This window comes from Nocardioides gansuensis (assembly GCF_003076135.1).
In the GTDB taxonomy this organism is placed as follows: domain Bacteria; phylum Actinomycetota; class Actinomycetes; order Propionibacteriales; family Nocardioidaceae; genus Nocardioides; species Nocardioides gansuensis.
This window is the reverse complement of sequence record NZ_QDGZ01000001.1, coordinates 811,255-827,128: the sequence shown is the minus strand read 5'-3', so window position 1 is coordinate 827,128 and position 15,874 is coordinate 811,255. Positions and strand designations below refer to the sequence as shown.

At 72.3% G+C, this 15,874-nt stretch carries 14 protein-coding genes; 5 read left to right on the top strand and 9 right to left on the bottom strand.

The features are described from left to right. Positions 1 to 5 precede the first annotated feature (5 nt). From purH to DDE18_RS03885, 3 genes are all read right to left on the bottom strand, one after another. Positions 6 to 1,568, bottom strand: a complete 1,563-nt coding sequence (gene purH, locus DDE18_RS03895; RefSeq protein WP_116570877.1) for a bifunctional phosphoribosylaminoimidazolecarboxamide formyltransferase/IMP cyclohydrolase — start codon at positions 1,566 to 1,568, stop codon at positions 6 to 8. A gap of 122 nt (positions 1,569 to 1,690) precedes the next feature. Then, entirely contained in the window at positions 1,691 to 2,305 is a 615-nt protein-coding gene (gene purN, locus DDE18_RS03890) for a phosphoribosylglycinamide formyltransferase (protein WP_116570876.1), read from the bottom strand. A gap of 11 nt (positions 2,306 to 2,316) precedes the next feature. Beyond that, the gene (locus DDE18_RS03885; RefSeq protein WP_116570875.1) at positions 2,317 to 3,543 is read right to left on the bottom strand and encodes a cell division protein PerM; all 1,227 of its coding nucleotides are present in this window, start codon (positions 3,541 to 3,543) and stop codon (positions 2,317 to 2,319) included. A gap of 76 nt (positions 3,544 to 3,619) precedes the next feature. Between DDE18_RS03885 and DDE18_RS03880 the strand changes: the two genes are divergently transcribed. The 3 genes from DDE18_RS03880 (at position 3,620) to DDE18_RS03870 (ending at position 6,939) form a co-directional block, all read left to right on the top strand. After that, complete coding sequence (locus tag DDE18_RS03880) at positions 3,620 to 5,512, top strand: sigma-70 family RNA polymerase sigma factor (RefSeq protein WP_116570874.1); 1,893 nt, start codon at positions 3,620 to 3,622, stop codon at positions 5,510 to 5,512. 103 nt (positions 5,513 to 5,615) lie between these two features. Continuing rightward, on the top strand, positions 5,616 to 6,119 hold the full coding sequence (locus tag DDE18_RS03875) for an RNA polymerase sigma factor (protein WP_116570873.1): 504 nt from the start codon (positions 5,616 to 5,618) through the stop codon (positions 6,117 to 6,119). Beyond that, positions 6,112 to 6,939: a hypothetical protein gene (locus tag DDE18_RS03870; RefSeq protein WP_116570872.1), complete on the top strand. Its 828-nt coding sequence runs from the start codon at positions 6,112 to 6,114 to the stop codon at positions 6,937 to 6,939. The genes DDE18_RS03875 and DDE18_RS03870 overlap by 8 nt, the downstream gene beginning before the upstream one ends. A gap of 66 nt (positions 6,940 to 7,005) precedes the next feature. Here DDE18_RS03870 and sucD read toward each other — a convergent pair whose 3' ends face one another. Then, a complete protein-coding gene (sucD, locus tag DDE18_RS03865) occupies positions 7,006 to 7,887 on the bottom strand; it encodes a succinate--CoA ligase subunit alpha (protein WP_116570871.1) in 882 nt (293 codons plus the stop codon). Between the two features lie 20 nt (positions 7,888 to 7,907). After that, on the bottom strand, positions 7,908 to 9,074 hold the full coding sequence (gene sucC / locus DDE18_RS03860; RefSeq protein WP_116570870.1) for an ADP-forming succinate--CoA ligase subunit beta: 1,167 nt from the start codon (positions 9,072 to 9,074) through the stop codon (positions 7,908 to 7,910). Between the two features lie 382 nt (positions 9,075 to 9,456). Between sucC and DDE18_RS03855 the strand changes: the two genes are divergently transcribed. After that, positions 9,457 to 10,194 (top strand): M23 family metallopeptidase, encoded by a 738-nt coding sequence (locus DDE18_RS03855; protein ID WP_165821012.1) that lies wholly within the window; start codon positions 9,457 to 9,459, stop codon positions 10,192 to 10,194. On the opposite strand, the gene pcrA is transcribed toward DDE18_RS03855, so the two are convergent. Beyond that, positions 10,191 to 12,608, bottom strand: coding sequence for a DNA helicase PcrA (gene pcrA, locus DDE18_RS03850; protein ID WP_116570868.1), 2,418 nt, complete (start codon positions 12,606 to 12,608; stop codon positions 10,191 to 10,193). The two genes, DDE18_RS03855 and pcrA, sit on opposite strands and share 4 nt — an antisense overlap. A gap of 47 nt (positions 12,609 to 12,655) precedes the next feature. Then, complete coding sequence (locus DDE18_RS03845; RefSeq protein ID WP_116570867.1) at positions 12,656 to 13,012, bottom strand: hypothetical protein; 357 nt, start codon at positions 13,010 to 13,012, stop codon at positions 12,656 to 12,658. Between the two features lie 96 nt (positions 13,013 to 13,108). On the opposite strand from DDE18_RS03845, the gene DDE18_RS03840 reads away from it, so the two are divergent. Next, positions 13,109 to 13,609 (top strand): hemerythrin domain-containing protein, encoded by a 501-nt coding sequence (locus DDE18_RS03840; protein WP_116570866.1) that lies wholly within the window; start codon positions 13,109 to 13,111, stop codon positions 13,607 to 13,609. Positions 13,610 to 13,777: 168 nt separating this feature from the next. On the opposite strand, the gene DDE18_RS03835 is transcribed toward DDE18_RS03840, so the two are convergent. Together DDE18_RS03835 and DDE18_RS03830 are read right to left on the bottom strand one after the other, a co-directional pair. Further along, positions 13,778 to 14,452: a LuxR C-terminal-related transcriptional regulator gene (locus DDE18_RS03835; RefSeq protein WP_116570865.1), complete on the bottom strand. Its 675-nt coding sequence runs from the start codon at positions 14,450 to 14,452 to the stop codon at positions 13,778 to 13,780. Then, on the bottom strand, positions 14,449 to 15,735 hold the full coding sequence (locus DDE18_RS03830; protein WP_116571015.1) for an ATP-binding protein: 1,287 nt from the start codon (positions 15,733 to 15,735) through the stop codon (positions 14,449 to 14,451). The genes DDE18_RS03835 and DDE18_RS03830 overlap by 4 nt, the downstream gene beginning before the upstream one ends. Between the last annotated feature and the right edge of the window lie 139 nt (positions 15,736 to 15,874).

Genomic DNA, 15,874 nt, shown 5'->3' with positions numbered 1-15,874 from the left:
GGCCCTCAGTGGAAGAAGTGGCGGGTGCCGGTGAAGTACATGGTGACGCCGGCCTTCTCGGCCGCCTCGACGACCTCGGCGTCGCGCACGGATCCGCCCGGCTGCACGATCGCCCGGACGCCTGCGTCGATGAGGATCTGGGGACCGTCGGCGAAGGGGAAGAACGCGTCGGACGCCGCGACGGAGCCGGCGGCCCGCTCCCCCGCCCGCTCGACGGCGAGGCGGCAGGAGTCGACGCGGTTGACCTGGCCCATGCCGACGCCGACCGAGGCGCCGCCGGAGGCGAGCAGGATGGCGTTGGACTTCACGGCCCGGCAGGCGCGCCACGCGAACGCGAGGTCGGCCAGCACCTCGGTGGACGCAGCCTCGCCCGTGGCCAGCGTCCACGTGGCGGGGTCGTCGCCCTCGGCGTCGATGACGTCACGGTGCTGGAGCAGGAGGCCGCCGGAGATGGGCCGCTGCTCGGCGCCGCCGCGGGACATCGGCGCGCACTCCAGCAGACGGATGTTCTTCTTCGCCGCGAGCACCTCCACCGCGCCCTCGTCGTACGACGGCGCGACGACGACCTCGGTGAAGATCTCCGCGACCTGCTTGGCCATCTCGACCGAGACGGACACGTTGGTGGCGATCACGCCGCCGAAGGCCGAGACCGGGTCGCACTCGTGCGCCTTCCGGTGCGCCTCGGCCACGTCGGCGCCGACCGCGATGCCACAGGGATTGGCGTGCTTGATGATCGTGACGGCCGGCTCGTCGAAGTCGTAGGCCGCGCGGCGAGCGGCGTCGGCGTCGACGAAGTTGTTGTAGGACATCTCCTTGCCGTGCAGCTGCGTGGCCTGGGCCAGGCCGGGCTGCGGCTGGAAGCCGTTGGTGTAGAGCGCGGCCGCCTGGTGCGGGTTCTCGCCGTAGCGCAGCACCGCCGACTTCTCCCAGGTGGCGCCCATCCAGGCGGGGAAGCCGGTGCCCTCGGAGCTGTCGGTGAGCACGTTGCCCATCCAGCTGGCCACGTGGACGTCGTACGTCGCGGTGTGGACGAAGGCCTCGGCGGCGAGCTGCTGGCGCTCCGCGAGCGTGAAGCCGCCCTCCTGCGCGGCGCGCAGCACCTCGGCGTAGCGCGTGGGCGAGGTGACGATGGCGACGGAGGGGTGGTTCTTCGCGGCCGCGCGGACCATCGAGGGGCCGCCGATGTCGATCTGCTCGACGCACTCGTCGGGGGTCGCGCCGGACATCACGGTCTGCGTGAAGGGGTAGAGGTTGGACACCACGAGGTCGAAGGGCTCGACGCCCAGGTCGGCCAGCTGCTGGACGTGGCTGTCGAGGCGGCGGTCGGCGAGGATGCCCGCGTGCACGCGCGGGTGCAGCGTCTTCACCCGGCCGTCGAGGCACTCGGGGAAGCCGGTGAGGTCCTCGACCCTGGTGACCGGGATGCCGAGGTCGGCGATCAGCTTCGCCGAGCCGCCCGTCGAGACGAGCTCCACGCCGGCGTCGTGGAGGCCCCGGACGAGCTCCTCGAGGCCGGACTTGTCGTAGACGCTGACGAGGGCCCGGCGGAGCGGGATGCGGTCGGACACGGTGACTCCTGTCGGTGGTTGCCGATGTGGGGAGGGCACCCAGGCGTTCGATGCCGCTCGCTGTCCCCGGATGGGGGCACTCCCTGGTGGTTGCCCACCTGCGCCAGTCGTGTGGGGCCAGCCTAGTGGACGCGGCCGATGCGGACGTGCCGCCCCTCGACCCGCCAGCCCTCGCGCGCGAGCCGGCCGACCGACTCGACGAGCATCGCCCGCTCCGCGACCTTGATCCGCTCGTGCAGCGTCTCGACGGTGTCGTCGTCCTCCACCGGCACCACCGTCTGCGCGACGATCGGCCCGGTGTCGACGCCGCCGTCGACGACGAAGAGCGTCGCCCCGGTGACCTTCACGCCGTAGGCCAGGGCGTCGGCGGCCCCGTGCATGCCCGGGAACGAGGGCAGCAGGGCGGGGTGGGTGTTGAGCATCCTGTCGGGGAAGCGGGCCAGGAAGCCGGGGCCCACCAGCTTCATGAAGCCCGCCGACACGACCAGGTCGGGCGCATGTGCAGCCACCGAGTCGGCGAGCGCGCGGTCCCACTCCGCCCGGTCGGCGTAGTCCTTCACCTTGTGCACGAACGTCGGGATGCCGGCACGCTCGGCCCGGGCCAGTCCCTCGATGCCTTCGCGGTCGGCGCCCACGGCGACGACCTCCGCGCCGTACGCCGGGTCGGTGCAGGCGTCGAGGAGGGCCTGCAGGTTGGTCCCCGAGCCGGAGACGAGTACGACGAGGCGTGCGGTCACGGGCGGTGAGTCTAGGGTCTGCGCCGCTGCCACCACGTCGTGGCCAAGCCGGCGACGAGACCACCCAGGGCGAACGCCGTGATGGCGTGGATGAGCACGTCGGCCGGGACGGCGCCGACGAAGCGCATCCGGCCGGGACCCGCGCTGCCGCCGGCGAGGCTGCTGAGCACCGCGAGGGCGACCCCGGCGAGGATGCCGGCGCCGCAGCCGCGCATCGCCCCGTGGTCCCACCGGGGGGTCGGGTGGCGCCGCTGCATCCACGCCACGGACACGGCCGCGACGAGGGGAGGCACGGCCACGACTGCGGCCATCCAGGCCGGGCTCGTGCCCGGGTCGGGCAGCGCGGCCAGCAGAGGAAGGAGCGGCAGCGGGCCGAGGACCACGAGGCTCGGCGAGACGAGCGTCCCGCCGCCGACCACGAAGCCCGGGCCCAGCAGGAACGCGCCACCGAAGAGGACGGCGTTGGGGACGAAGGCCGCGTTGACGACGAGGAAGAGGACGGACTCCCCCACCCCGAGGTGCAGCTGGGAGAGCATCGTGGCCGCCTCCCCCAGGCCGAGCGCCAGGCCGATGAGGAAGAGCACCGTCGCCGCGGCGAGGAAGGCAACGAGCACCGTCACCGCCGTGGTGGCAGCAAGCCGTACGACCGGCGGGACGAGCGTGGCCCAGATGGCCGCCCGGCCGGAGCCGACCGCGATGGCGGGGGCGGCGACCAGGAGCGTGAGGAGCACGGTCCAGCCGACGAGCCCGCGCACGGATGGCCCCGCATCGGCGCCCCCGGCCAGGGAGCAGACCACGATGGCGGTCACGACGTAGCCCAGGAAGAACAGCCCGACGGCCGACGGCACGGTCCAGTCACGCTCGCCGTCGCCGATCCGGTCGGCGTCGGGCCCGTGCCCCGAGACAGCATCGCCGACCCGGTGGCCGAGCCGCCAGATGGCCCAGGCGCACACGGCGGTGAGGCCCAGGGGCACGACGGTGACCGAGGCACCCGCCACGGAGACGCCCGACCCGTGCGCCATCAGCCACGCCAGCGCACCGGCTCGCATCCCGTCCCGCGGGGCCCCGTGGACGCCCGCGTCGCTGAGGAACCAGCCGACGATGCCCACCGCCACGAGCACCAGCAGCGGCCCCAGGGCGGCCAGGATGCCGCCGAGCGTGGCGACCAGCACGAGGGGACGGCGCTGGGCGAGGGTCGCGTCGGTGCGGTGGTCACGGGGCGCGAGCAAGGAGGTCATGACCCCGCCATCATCACCCCGGGGCCTGGGCCCGTGGTGCAGGCACGCCGGGCACCCGGCGTACGCTGGGACGGCCATGAGGAGTCCGGACGAGTTCGATGCCTTCTACGTCTCGACCCGTGACCAGCTCCTGCTCGAGACCTTCGCGCTGACCGGCGACCTGCCCGCCTCGCGCACGGCGGTGCGCGACGCCTTCGCCGTGGCCTGGCACCACTGGCGGGCCGTGTCGCGCCTCGAGGACCCCGTCGGCTGGCTCCGGCCGCTCGCCCACGGCCGGGCGCAGCGCCGCCACACGGCGCGCCCCTGGCACCGCGAGCGCACGCTCGACCCCGAGCTGCGCAGCATCCTCGACGCCCTCGCCCGGCTGTCGGGTCCCGAGCGTCGCACGCTCGTGCTGACGGCCCTGACCCCTCTCCCGCTCGCCGAGATCGCCCGGGTCGTCAACCTGCCCCGGGCCGAGGCGGAGCGCTGCCTCCAGACAGCCACCGCCCGCTTCGCGATAGACCGTGACGTCGACAGCACGCAGGTCCGCACGATGATCGACCGCCTCCGGGTCGTCGTGGCCGGCAGCCGGTGGCCCCGCAGCTCCATCGTGCGCCGCGCCGGGACCGCCCGGCGGCGCACCCACACGCTGGTCGGCGTCGGCGTGGCGGTCGCCGCGCTGGTCGGGTCCGGCACCATCGTCGCCGCGGGTGGCGCAGAGCCGATCAGCCTGCGCGAGGAGCGCGTGGCCCCGGGGGCACGGATGCTCCCGCCTCCCGCCGACCCGGCGGCGGAGGCCACGATCTCCCCCGAGGAGCTGCTGGCCCAGGACCAGGTGACCCGCTATGCCCGTCGGCTCGACTGGTCGGAGAGGAACACCTGGGACAACCTGCGCGGTGACGGCGTGGTGCTGCCGTGCCAGCAGACCCAGTTCGCCGATCCCCGGGGCGTCGGCTCGCTGGTGCGCACCTTCTCGGGGACCGAGCAGGTCACCCGCCGCAAGGAGGTCAAGCGGGGCCGCCGCACCGTCGTGAAGCGGGTACGGCGCGACGTCGTGGTCGGCCGCGCCGTCGAGCTCGTCGAGCTCTCCAGCGACGAGCGGACCGCCGCGGCCGCCTTCCGCACGGCGCGCTCGTGGTACGCCGGCTGCGCCGCCCCGCGCACGCAGCTCCTCGAGACCCACGAGGTGCGCGGCGTGGGCGACGACGCCGCCCTCTTCACCCTCCGCTCCTGGACCCGCGAGCCCGCCACGATCAGCGTCGCCGTCGCCCGCAGCGGCCGCCTCACGGTCACTACGATGGCGCAGGTCGCCACCGGCAGCGTGCCCACCGAGCAGGCCGCTGCTGCGCTGGCGGCGGCCGTCAACGGACTGTGCGCCAATCCCGGCAGCGGCACGTGCGCCGCCCCTCCGCGCGCCCGGAACGTGCCTCCGCTCCCCGTCGGCCCGCCGCGCGGCATGCTCGTCGCCGCCGACCTCCCACCCGTCACCCGCGCGGTGGGTCCCTGGGTGGGCACCGACGCCGAGCCGGCGAGCACCAACGTAGCGGCGACGGCGTGCGACCGGACGAGCTTCGGCGGCCGCGGCATCCGCCGCAACCTGACCCGCACCTTCCTCTTCCCCGAGGTGAAGGACGCAGGCTCCTTCGGCCTGACCCAGACGGTCGGCCGGCTCTCCGAGAAGGACGCGCGCGCCTTCGTCGACGCCGTACGCCGCAAGGTGCGGGCCTGCGCGGAGGCCAACCTCGGCACCAGCGTGACCGGGCTCGAGCAGGTGGAGGGTCGTGACCGGGAGCTCAGTGTCTGGCGGCTCGACATCGAGATTTCCGACGACCGCGCCGTGCCGTTCCTGATGGCGATCATGCGCAACGGCACCGCCGTCTCCCAGGTCGGCCTCACCCCGACGGCCCGGATGAGCATGAGCAGCGCCGACTTCCGGGCCGTGGCCCGGCGGGCGCTGGAGCGGCTGGCGGACCTTCCCGGCCGCTGAACCCGCCTGCACCCGGAACCCGATCAGCTGATTCGGCCAACCCTGCAACCGGACCGGCCGGTGAGGCGTATGACTGCTGTACGCACCTCACGAGGGGACCGGGATGGACGAACACGACTTCGACGACTTCTACGCCGCGTCGTACGGCCGCGTCGTCGCGCAGGTCCATGCGCTGGTCGGGAGCCGCGACGAGGCCGAAGAGTGCGTGCAGGAGGCGTTCGTCCGGGCCTGGGCACACCGCCGGCAGCTGTCGGCCGACGGCCACCCCGAGGCATGGGTCCGCACCACCGCCCACCGCCTCGCGGTGAGCCGCTGGCGCCGCGTCGTCCGCGGCCGCCGCCCGGTCGACCGGGCCCTGGCCGCGCCGTCCCAGTCCCCGCCGCCCACGGAGACGCACGTCGCCGTCGTCGCGGCGCTCCAGCGGCTGCCCGAGGCCCAGCGCCTGGTCCTGGTGCTCCACCACCTCGCCGACCTGCCGGTGAGCGAGGTGGCGCGCGAGGTCGGCGCCCCCGAGGGCACGGTCAAGGCCAGGCTCAGCCGCGGCCGCACCGCCCTCGCCGCCCTGCTCGCCGACACCGCCTCCGCCGAGGGAGCCACCCATGCCTGACCCGATCTTCGACGAGCTCACCCGTGAGCTCCCGCAGCCTGCGCTGCCCGCCGCGGAGGTACGCCGCCTCGGCGACCGCCGCCGGCGCCGCACCCGCGCCGCGACGGCCCTGGCGGCCGTCGCCGCCGTGGCCGCGATCGCCGCTCCGGTCGCCCTCTCGGCGGGTGGTGGCGGGCGAGCCATCGACCCCGTGGAGACGCCGAGCCCGCACGAGTGGGTCATCACGATCGCCGAGGACTTCCCGCTCACCGACGGCATGGCCCTGGACCCGGCAATCCCGGCGCAGACCGGCCCCCTCGACCCGGCGGAGGCCGAGAGCCTGCAGCGCCTCGACGCCCTGCTGAGCCTCCACCCCTGCGGCGACCGGCAGCCGGCGTGGACGATCGAGGACAGCCTCGACGGCGCGTGGGCGGCCTGGTCGGACGGGAAGTCGGGTGGGGAGTTCCGCACCCTGGCGGTCTACCGCGACGGCGCCAGCGCCGAGGAGGCGCTGGCCAGGGTGCGCAAGGAGGTCGAGACCTGCCCCGCCGCAGAGCCGGGCGCGGCCGCGATCCAGCCGGTGCCCCTGGCATCCGCCGCTGGCGAGGAGTCGTTCGCCTACGTCGACCACTATCTCGACAAGGACGGGCCTACAGGCATGGGCACCGTCTACCTCCTGGTGCGGGTCGGCAACGCCCTGCTCCTCCACCAGACCTACCACGAGGGCACCGGGCAGCTGGCCCGGGTCATGCAGGCTGCGGTCGACGACCTGCAGGCGCGCTCCGAACCCGTGGTCCGGTCCCTGTGCGTCTACAGCGAGGACGGCTGCGACGGCGAGTGACGGCGTACCCCCTGACATCGCACGAGGGCCCGGCAGCCGCAGCTGCCAGGCCCTCGCGAGGGTGGATCAGAGGCTCTGCAGGACCTCGCGCATCAGGGCCGCCGTCTCGGACGGCGTCTTGCCGACCTTGACGCCGACGGCCTCGAGGGCCTCCTTCTTGGCCTGGGCGGTGCCGGACGAGCCGGACACGATGGCGCCGGCGTGGCCCATCGTCTTGCCCTCGGGGGCGGTGAAGCCCGCGACGTAGCCGACGACCGGCTTGGTGACGTGGTCCTTGATGTAGGCCGCGGCACGCTCCTCGGCGTCGCCGCCGATCTCGCCGATCATCACGATCGCCTTGGTCTCCGGGTCGTTCTCGAAGGCCTCGAGGGCGTCGATGTGCGTGGTGCCGATGATCGGGTCGCCGCCGATGCCGATGGCGGTCGAGAAGCCGAAGTCACGCAGCTCGTACATCATCTGGTAGGTCAGCGTGCCGGACTTCGACACCAGGCCGATCGGGCCCTTGCCCGCGATGGTGTGCGGCGTGATGCCGGCCAGCGACTCCTCCGGCGTGATGATGCCGGGGCAGTTCGGGCCGATCATCCGGGTGGACTTGCCCTCGAGGTAGGCGAAGACCTCGGCGGTGTCCTGCACCGGCACGCCCTCGGTGATGACCACGAGCAGGCCGATGCCCGCGTCGATGGCCTCGATGCAGGCGTCCTTGGTGAAGGCCGGCGGCACGAAGACGACCGACACGTCAGCGCCCGTCTCGGCCATGGCCTCCTTGACGGAGCCGAACACGGGGAGCTCCTGGCCCGCGAGCTCGACCGTGGTGCCGGCCTTGCGGGCGTTGACGCCGCCCACGATGTTGGAGCCGGCCTCGAGCATCAGGGTGGTGTGCTTGGAGCCCATCCCACCCGTCATGCCCTGGACGATGATCTTCGAGTCCTTGTTGAGGTAGATCGACATCTTTCTTCTTCTCTCCGCTCTCAGGCCTGGTGGGCGAGCTCGGCGGCCTTGTCGGCCGCGCCGTCCATGGTGTCGACCTGGGTCACCAGCGGGTGGTTCAGCTCGTTGAGGATCCGTCGGCCCTCCTCGACGTTGTTGCCGTCGAGGCGTACGACGAGGGGCTTGGTCGCCGCATCACCGAGGATCTCCAGGGCGCCCTTGATGCCGTTGGCCACCTCGTCGCAGGCGGTGATGCCGCCGAAGACGTTGACGAACACCGACTTGACCTGCTCGTCGTTCAGGATGACGTCGAGACCGTCGGCCATCACCTGGGCGTTGGCGCCGCCACCGATGTCGAGGAAGTTGGCGGGCTTGACGCCGCCGTGGGCCTCGCCGGCGTAGGCGACGACGTCGAGGGTCGACATGACCAGGCCCGCGCCGTTGCCGATGATGCCGACGGCACCGTCGAGCTTGACGTAGTTGAGGCCCTTGTCCTTGGCCTTCGCCTCGAGCGGGTCGGCCTCCTCGCGGATCTCGAACGCGTGGTGGTCCGGGTGACGGATCTCGGAGGCGTTGTCATCGAGCGACACCTTGCCGTCGAGGGCCTCGAGCTTGTCGCCCTCGAGGCGGGCCAGCGGGTTCACCTCGACGAGGGTGGCGTCCTCCTCGACGTACACCTCCCAGAGCCTCTGCACCATCTCGATGGCCTGGTCGCGCAGCTCGGCGGGGAACTTCGCCTCATCGACGATCGCGGCGGCCTTCTCCGGGGTGACCCCCTCGAGCGCGTCGACCGGGATCTTCTTGACGGCGTCGGGGTTGGTCTTGGCGACCTCCTCGATCTCCACGCCGCCCTCGACGGAGGCGATGCACAGGTGCGAGCGGTTGGAGCGGTCGAGCAGGAAGGAGAAGTAGTACTCCTCGACCGGCGGCGTGGCCGGGGTGACCAGCACGCGGTTGACCGTGAGGCCCTTGATCTCCATGCCCAGGATGTTGGACGCGTGCTCGAACGCCTCCTCCGGGGTCTTGGCGAGCTTCACGCCACCGGCCTTGCCACGGCCACCGGCCTTGACCTGCGCCTTGACGACACAGAAGCCGAACTCCTCGGCGGCGGCCCTCGCGTCCTCGGCGGTCTCGACGACCTTGCCCAGGGTGGTTGTCACACCATGCTTGGCGAAGAGCTCCTTCGCCTGGTATTCCATCAGGTCCACGAACCCAGTCCTTTTCTTCATATTGAGAGTCTGGGAAATCCACTGGGCACCCTAGACCTGTCAGCGGGGTCACAGACAGTGCGGGTCCGCCTGCAGACCTGCACGTGAGCCACCCCACAGCCCAGGCGGGGAGAGGGCCCGTCTAGGGTGATCCGCCGGCGGGCGACTCGGACGTCATCCACACTTCTGCGTGACGCGGATTTCCGGCGTCGTGATCTTTCCGTTACAGTCGGGCCTCGATTCGGGGGACCGGCATCACCACCTGAGGGACTACTACATGGGCAACCATCGCGCGGTACGCGGCGAAGGCCAACGGACCCCGGCGACCCCATCCACAGCGGGCAAGCGCAGGGCCGTCAAGCAGCCAAGTCGCAGCCCGTTGATGAAGGCCCTCCCCTCCACCCCGATCCTCCTCGGCGTCACCGCGCTGGCCGTCTCCGCGGGCGGTGCCGTCAGCGCCTCCGGCACCGACCTCGACGGCTACGTGGCGCAGCACACCACCCCCTCTGCCTCCGGCGGCATGGCCCTCGGCCTCACCAACGCCACCTCCGCCCTCAGCCGCCGCGACGTCGTGGTGAGCCGTGACTCCCGCCGCGACGCGCTGGCCGACGCCGCCGACCAGGAGCTGGTCGAGCAGACCGAGGCCCAGGCCGAGCAGCGCAACGCCGTGCTCGAGCAGCTCGCGCAGAGTGCCGAGAAGCAGGCAGCCAAGATCAAGAAGAACCTGTGGGTGCTGCCGCTCACCAGCTACCGGATCAGCGCCACGTTCGGCCAGTCCTCGTCGCTGTGGGCCAGCGTCCACACCGGCCTCGACATGTCGGCCCCCACCGGCTCCCCGATCCACTCCGTCGCCAACGGCGTCGTGACCGAGGTCGGCTACGACGGCTCCTACGGCAACAAGACCGTGGTGACCCTCGAGGACGGCACCGAGATCTGGTACTGCCACCAGACCAGCTTCCTCGTCGACGTCGGCGACGTCGTGCGCGGCGGCGAGGTCATCGGCACAGTCGGCTCCACTGGCAACTCGACGGGCCCGCACCTCCACATCGAGGTGCGCCCCGGCGGCGGCGACCCGGTCGACCCCTGGACCGCGCTGGTCCAGCACGGGCTCAACCCCTAGAGCTTCTCCACCGGCGCGTAGCGCAGCAGCAGCCGCTTGACGCCTTCCGAGCCGAAGTCGATCGAGGCGACCGCCTTCTCCGCCGCTCCCTCGAGAGCGACGACCGTGCCGAGGCCGAACGAGTCGTGCACGACCCGGTCGCCGGGCTCCAGCGACGGGATCTCGCGCGCCGGCTTGGCCTTGGCCATCGCGTCGGCGCGGGCCGCGGCCGAGGAGAAGTTGCGCCGGCCGGCCGCCGTGGGTGCGCCGAGACGGGCGGGCGAGCCACTGGCCAGGTCGGGACGTCCCCACCGGGTCTGGGCAGCCTCGGTGCGCCGCCAGTCGACGAGGTCGACGGGCAGCTCGTCGAGGAAGCGTGACGCGGGGTTGTGGGACGGCGCCCCCCACGCGGAGCGCACCATGGCGCGGGAGATGTAGAGCCGCTCGCGCGCCCGGGTGACGCCGACGTAGGCGAGCCGCCGCTCCTCCTCGAGCTCGGGCTGGTCGCCCAGGGACCGCTGGTGGGGGAAGACACCGTCCTCGAGGCCGGTGAGGAACACGACGGGGAACTCCAGCCCCTTGGCCGTGTGCAGGGTCATCAGGGTGACGACGCCGGAGTCGTCGCCGTCGGGCGAGTCGGGGATCTGGTCGCTGTCGGCCACGAGCGCCACCCGCTCGAGGAAGTCGCGCAGCCCGGGGGCGACCGTGCCGGCCTCCACGTCGGAGGGGTCTGCGGAAGGACCGGCCTGGGGGTCGTCGGAGAACTCCCGCGCGACCGCGACGAGCTCGGCGAGATTCTCCACCCGGGTCGCGTCCTGCGGGTCGTCGCTGGACTCCAGCTCGGCGAGGTAGCCCGAGCGCTCGAGCACCGACTCGAGCACCACGTCGGCCCGCTCCCCCGCGTCGACCATCGACTGGAGCTCCTGCACCATCGCGACGAAGCCCTCGATGTTGCGCAGCGACCTGGTCGCCAGCCCCGGGGCGTCGGCGGCGCGGGTCAGCGCCTCCCAGAAGGTGGTCCGGTCGCGCTCGGCGAGCGCCGCGATGCACGCCTCGGCCCGCTCGCCGATGCCGCGCTTGGGGGTGTTGAGCACCCGGCGGAGCGAGATCTCGTCGGCCGTGTTGACCAGCATCCGCAGGTAGGCCAGCGCGTCGCGCACCTCGCGGCGCTCGTAGAACCGGACCCCGCCGACCACCTTGTAGGGCTGGCCGGTGCGGATGAAAACCTCCTCGAACACCCGGGACTGCGCGTTGGTGCGGTAGAACACCGCGACGTCGGCGGCACGGAGGCCGGCCTCGTCGACCAGCCGGTCGATCTCCTCGCTGACGAACCGCGCCTCGTCGTGCTCGTCGTCGGCGACGTAGCCGACGATCCGCTCTCCGTCGCCCGCCTCGGACCACAGGCGCTTCTCCTTGCGGCCGGCGTTGTTCTTGATGACGGAGTTGGCCGCCGTGAGGATCGTCTGCGTGGAGCGGTAGTTCTGCTCCAGCAGGATCGTGACCGCGTCGGGGAAGTCCTGCTCGAAGTCGAGGATGTTGCGGATGTTGGCGCCGCGGAAGGCGTAGATCGACTGGTCGGCGTCGCCCACCACCATCAGCTCGCTCGGCGGGACGGCCTCCGAGCCGGTCTCCTCCAGGTCCTGGCCGCAGAGCTGGTGGATCAGGGCGTACTGCGCGTGGTTGGTGTCCTGGTATTCGTCGACGAGGACGTGGCGGAACCGCCGACGGTAGAGCTCCCGGACGTCGGGGAACGCCTGGAACAGGTGGACGGTCATCATGATCAGGTCGTCGAAGTCGAGGGCGTGCGCGTCGCGCAGGCGGGCCTGATAGGTCTTGTACGCCGTGGCGTAGGCCTCCTCGAAGCCGTTGCGCGTGTCCTTCGCGGCCTCCTCGGGGTCGCGCAGCTCGTTCTTGTGGTTGGAGACCCAGTGGAGGACGGCGCCCGGCTGGTAGCGCTTCGGGTCCAGGTCGAGGTCGCGCAGCACCAGGGTCATCAGCCGCTTGGAGTCGGCCGCGTCGTAGATCGAGAAGCTGGACTTGTAGCCGAACCGGTCGATCTCCTTGCGCAGGATGCGCACGCAGGCCGAGTGGAACGTGCTCACCCACATCACCCGGGCGCGCCGGCCGACCAGCTGCTCCACCCGCTCCTTCATCTCGGCGGCGGCCTTGTTGGTGAAGGTGATGGCCAGGATCGAGCCCGGGTGGGCCTTGCGCTCCGAGACCAGCCAGGCGATCCGGCGGGTGAGCACCCGGGTCTTGCCCGAGCCCGCCCCCGCGACGACGAGCAACGGCGCGCCGGCGTGCACGACCGCCGCGCGCTGGGGCTCGTTGAGGCCCTCGAGGAGCTCGTCGGCGGACGGCCCACGGCGCGTCGTCCGAGGCTCCTCGGCGGGGGTGACGTCGTCCAGTCCGGGCAGCGGGGAGGGGATGCTCATCTCGCCGCCAGCCTACGTGGCGACGCCGACAGCGGGAGAACCGCGCTCTAGGCGTGGGCGGGCGACCAGAACACCGCGACGGCGACGTTGGCGACCGTCAACGCCAGCAGTCCGGCGTACAGGCCCTGCGGGATCCGCGGCTTGCGGGTGTTGGCCATCACGAGGACCAGGATGACCAGGCCGATCGCGAACTTCATGCCGATCTTGGCGTGGTTGACGGGTTCGTCCCCCGCCTCCAGGACACCGACGAGGAGCAGGCCGGCGAGGAAGGCCGTGCCGGCTCCGTCGCGCATGGCCGCGTTGACCGACTTCTCCCCGTCGCGGGCCTGGACGAGCAGGCCGCCGAGCAGGGCGGCGAAGCCGAGGATGTGGACGAACAGCAGGACCAACCGCGCGATCTCCATGGGCCCGAGGATAGGGCGCGCATGCGGCTCGCACGCCACGGGTATTGCTCTGGGGAGCCGGCAACGGCGCCGGCCACCGGACCCCAGGAGCACACCATGTCGACCGACGCCATCGTCCTGCTCAAGCAGGACCACAAGGAAGTGCGACAGCTGTTCACCCAGTTCGAGAAGGCCGGCGCGGACGCCCAGGAGAAGAAGGGCCAGCTCGTGAAGAAGATCATCGAGCTGCTCACCGTGCACACCTACATCGAGAACGAGGTGATGTACCCCCGCGTCCGTGAGCTGCTGCCCGACCTCGAGGACGACATCCTCGAGTCCTACGAGGAGCACCACGTGGCCGACGTGCTCGTGATGGAGCTCTACTCGATGGAGCCGTCCGACGAGCGCTTCGACGCCAAGACGATGGTGCTCATCGAGAGCGTGCGCCACCACATGGAGGAAGAGGAGCAGGAGTGGTTCCCGAAGGTGCGCGAGGGCCTGGGCCGCAAGCAGCTGCAGGAGCTGGGGGCGGAGATGATCGAGCTGAAGGAGAAGGCGCCGCGCAAGCCCTCCCAGCCCGGCGCGCTGAAGAAGGCGATCGACGCCCTGGCCTCCTAGAGGAGCCTCCGGTCGTTGGCCGCACGAACGACGGCCCCGTTACAGGAGCCTGCGGTCATTGGCCGCACGAACGACGGCCCCGTTACAGGAGCCTGCGGTCATTGGCCGCACGAACGACGGCCCCGTTAAAGGAGCCTGCGGTCATTGGCCGCACGAACGACGGCCCCGTTACAGGAGCCTGCGGTCATTGGCCCACCGCGTGAGCTCGTGGCGGGAGGAGAGCTGCAGCTTGCGGAGCACCGACGACATGTGGGTCTCGACGGTCTTCACCGAGATGAAGAGCTCCTTCGCGACCTCCTTGTAGGCGTAGCCGCGGGCGATCAGCCGCATCACCTCGCGCTCGCGCTCGGTGAGCCGGTCGAGGTCCTCGTCGACCGCGGCGACGTCGATCGACCCGGCGAATGCGTCGAGCACGAAGCCGGCGAGGCGCGGCGAGAAGACCGCGTCGCCCTCGGACACGCGCGCGATCGCGTCGACGAGCTCGGTGCCGGTGATCGTCTTGGTGACGTAGCCGCGGGCGCCGCCGCGGATCGTGCCGATGACGTCCTCCGCCGCGTCCGAGACGCTGAGCGCGAGGAACCGTGGCGTGGATGCGGAGGCGGACGGCGGCGGCGCCAGCGACAGGCGGCGCATCACCTCGACGCCGCCCCCACCGGGGAGGTGTACGTCGAGGAGCACGACGTCGGGCTGGTGGCTGCCGATCGCGGCCACCGCCTGGTCGACGTCCGCCGCCTCCGCGACCACGTCGACGCGGCCGGCGCCGGCGGAGGCGAGCTCCGCCCGCACTCCCGCGCGGAACATCGCATGGTCGTCGACGATCACGACGCGGACCGGCTCGTTCATGGGGTCTCCTCCTGCTCCAGCGGCATGTGCAGCCGCACCTCGGTGCCCTCTCCGGGCGCGGACCTGATCTCGGCGGTCCCTCCGTGCCGTCGCATCCTCTCCAGGATGCTGCCCCGGACGCCGTGGCGGTCGCCCGGCACCTGGTCGGGGTCGAAGCCGGCTCCCCTGTCGCGGACGAAGACGTCGACCGCGGAGGGGCTCGCCTCGGCGTAGACGTCGACGTGCGAGACGCCCGCGTGCTTGGCGGAGTTGACGACGGCCTCGCGCGCAGCCTCCGCGACCACGCGCACCTCGTCGCACGGTGCCGTGTCGCCGACGGTGACGACGTCGACGAGCACGGGGTGCAGCTCCTCGACCTGGGCGGCGACCTGGCGCAGCGCTCCCGTCAGCGTCTCGGGGCCGGCGGTCTGGTCCTCGAACAGCCACGCCCGCAGGTCGCGCTCCTGCGAGCGGGCAAGCCGGGCCACCGTGGTGGCGTCGTGCGCGTTGCGCTGGATCAGGGCCAGGGTCTGGAGCACCGAGTCGTGCAGGTGGGCCGCCATGTCGGCCCGCTCCTGCGTGCGGACCCGCTCCGCCCGCTCGGCCGAGAGGTCGTTGACCAGGCGCAGCGCCCACGGCCCGACGACCAGCGCGAGACCGGCGACGCCCAGCAGGCCGGCGGCCAGCAGGGATCCGGCCAGGCGGACGGGGCCGCTCGTCACCGCGAACAGCACCAGGGCCGTGACGACCAGGCCGACGCCGAAGACCACGCGGGCGTACGACGCCCAGCCGCCACTGCCGAACACGGCCCGGAACGGGTCGATCCGGCCCGTCGAGTCCAGCCACCGCTCCCGCTGGGCCTCGTCGGCCTGCCGCCAGAGCAGCGCGATGCCGGCAGCGGCGGCGACGAGCGGCCAGAAGAGGGCGCCCGCCCCGAGCAGCGCTTCCACGCCCAGGACGACACCGAAGAGCAGTGCGCCCAGGGCGATCGCGGGACCCGCGTCAGTGAGCCGGGCGAGGCGCCGGGGCCTGCGGCCGCCACGCGTCGCGCTCTCGAGGCCGGGTGCCTCGGCCTCGAGGGCGCGGTCGGCCGGCAGGAAGATCCACAGGCCCGCATAGACGATCAGCCCGAACCCCTGCAGCAGCGCCGCCAGCACGAACCCGACCCGCACCCAGAGCACGGGCACACCGAGGTGCACCGCGAGTCCACCCGCGACACCGCCGGCGATGGGGGCGCTGGTGTCGCGGTAGGCGCGCCGGACGTCGCGCTGGGGACCGGTCTCCGGCCGGGTGCTGGCTGTCATCGTGCTCCCATCGTCGCAGCCGGCACGGGCGGCGACCATGAGGCACGACCCCGAGGCGACCCTGAGCCCCTGCCGGGGATCGGCCTCCAGGTTCAGGGGCGTCCCCGATGGTGCTTCCGCACCGGCAGCAGCAGGATCG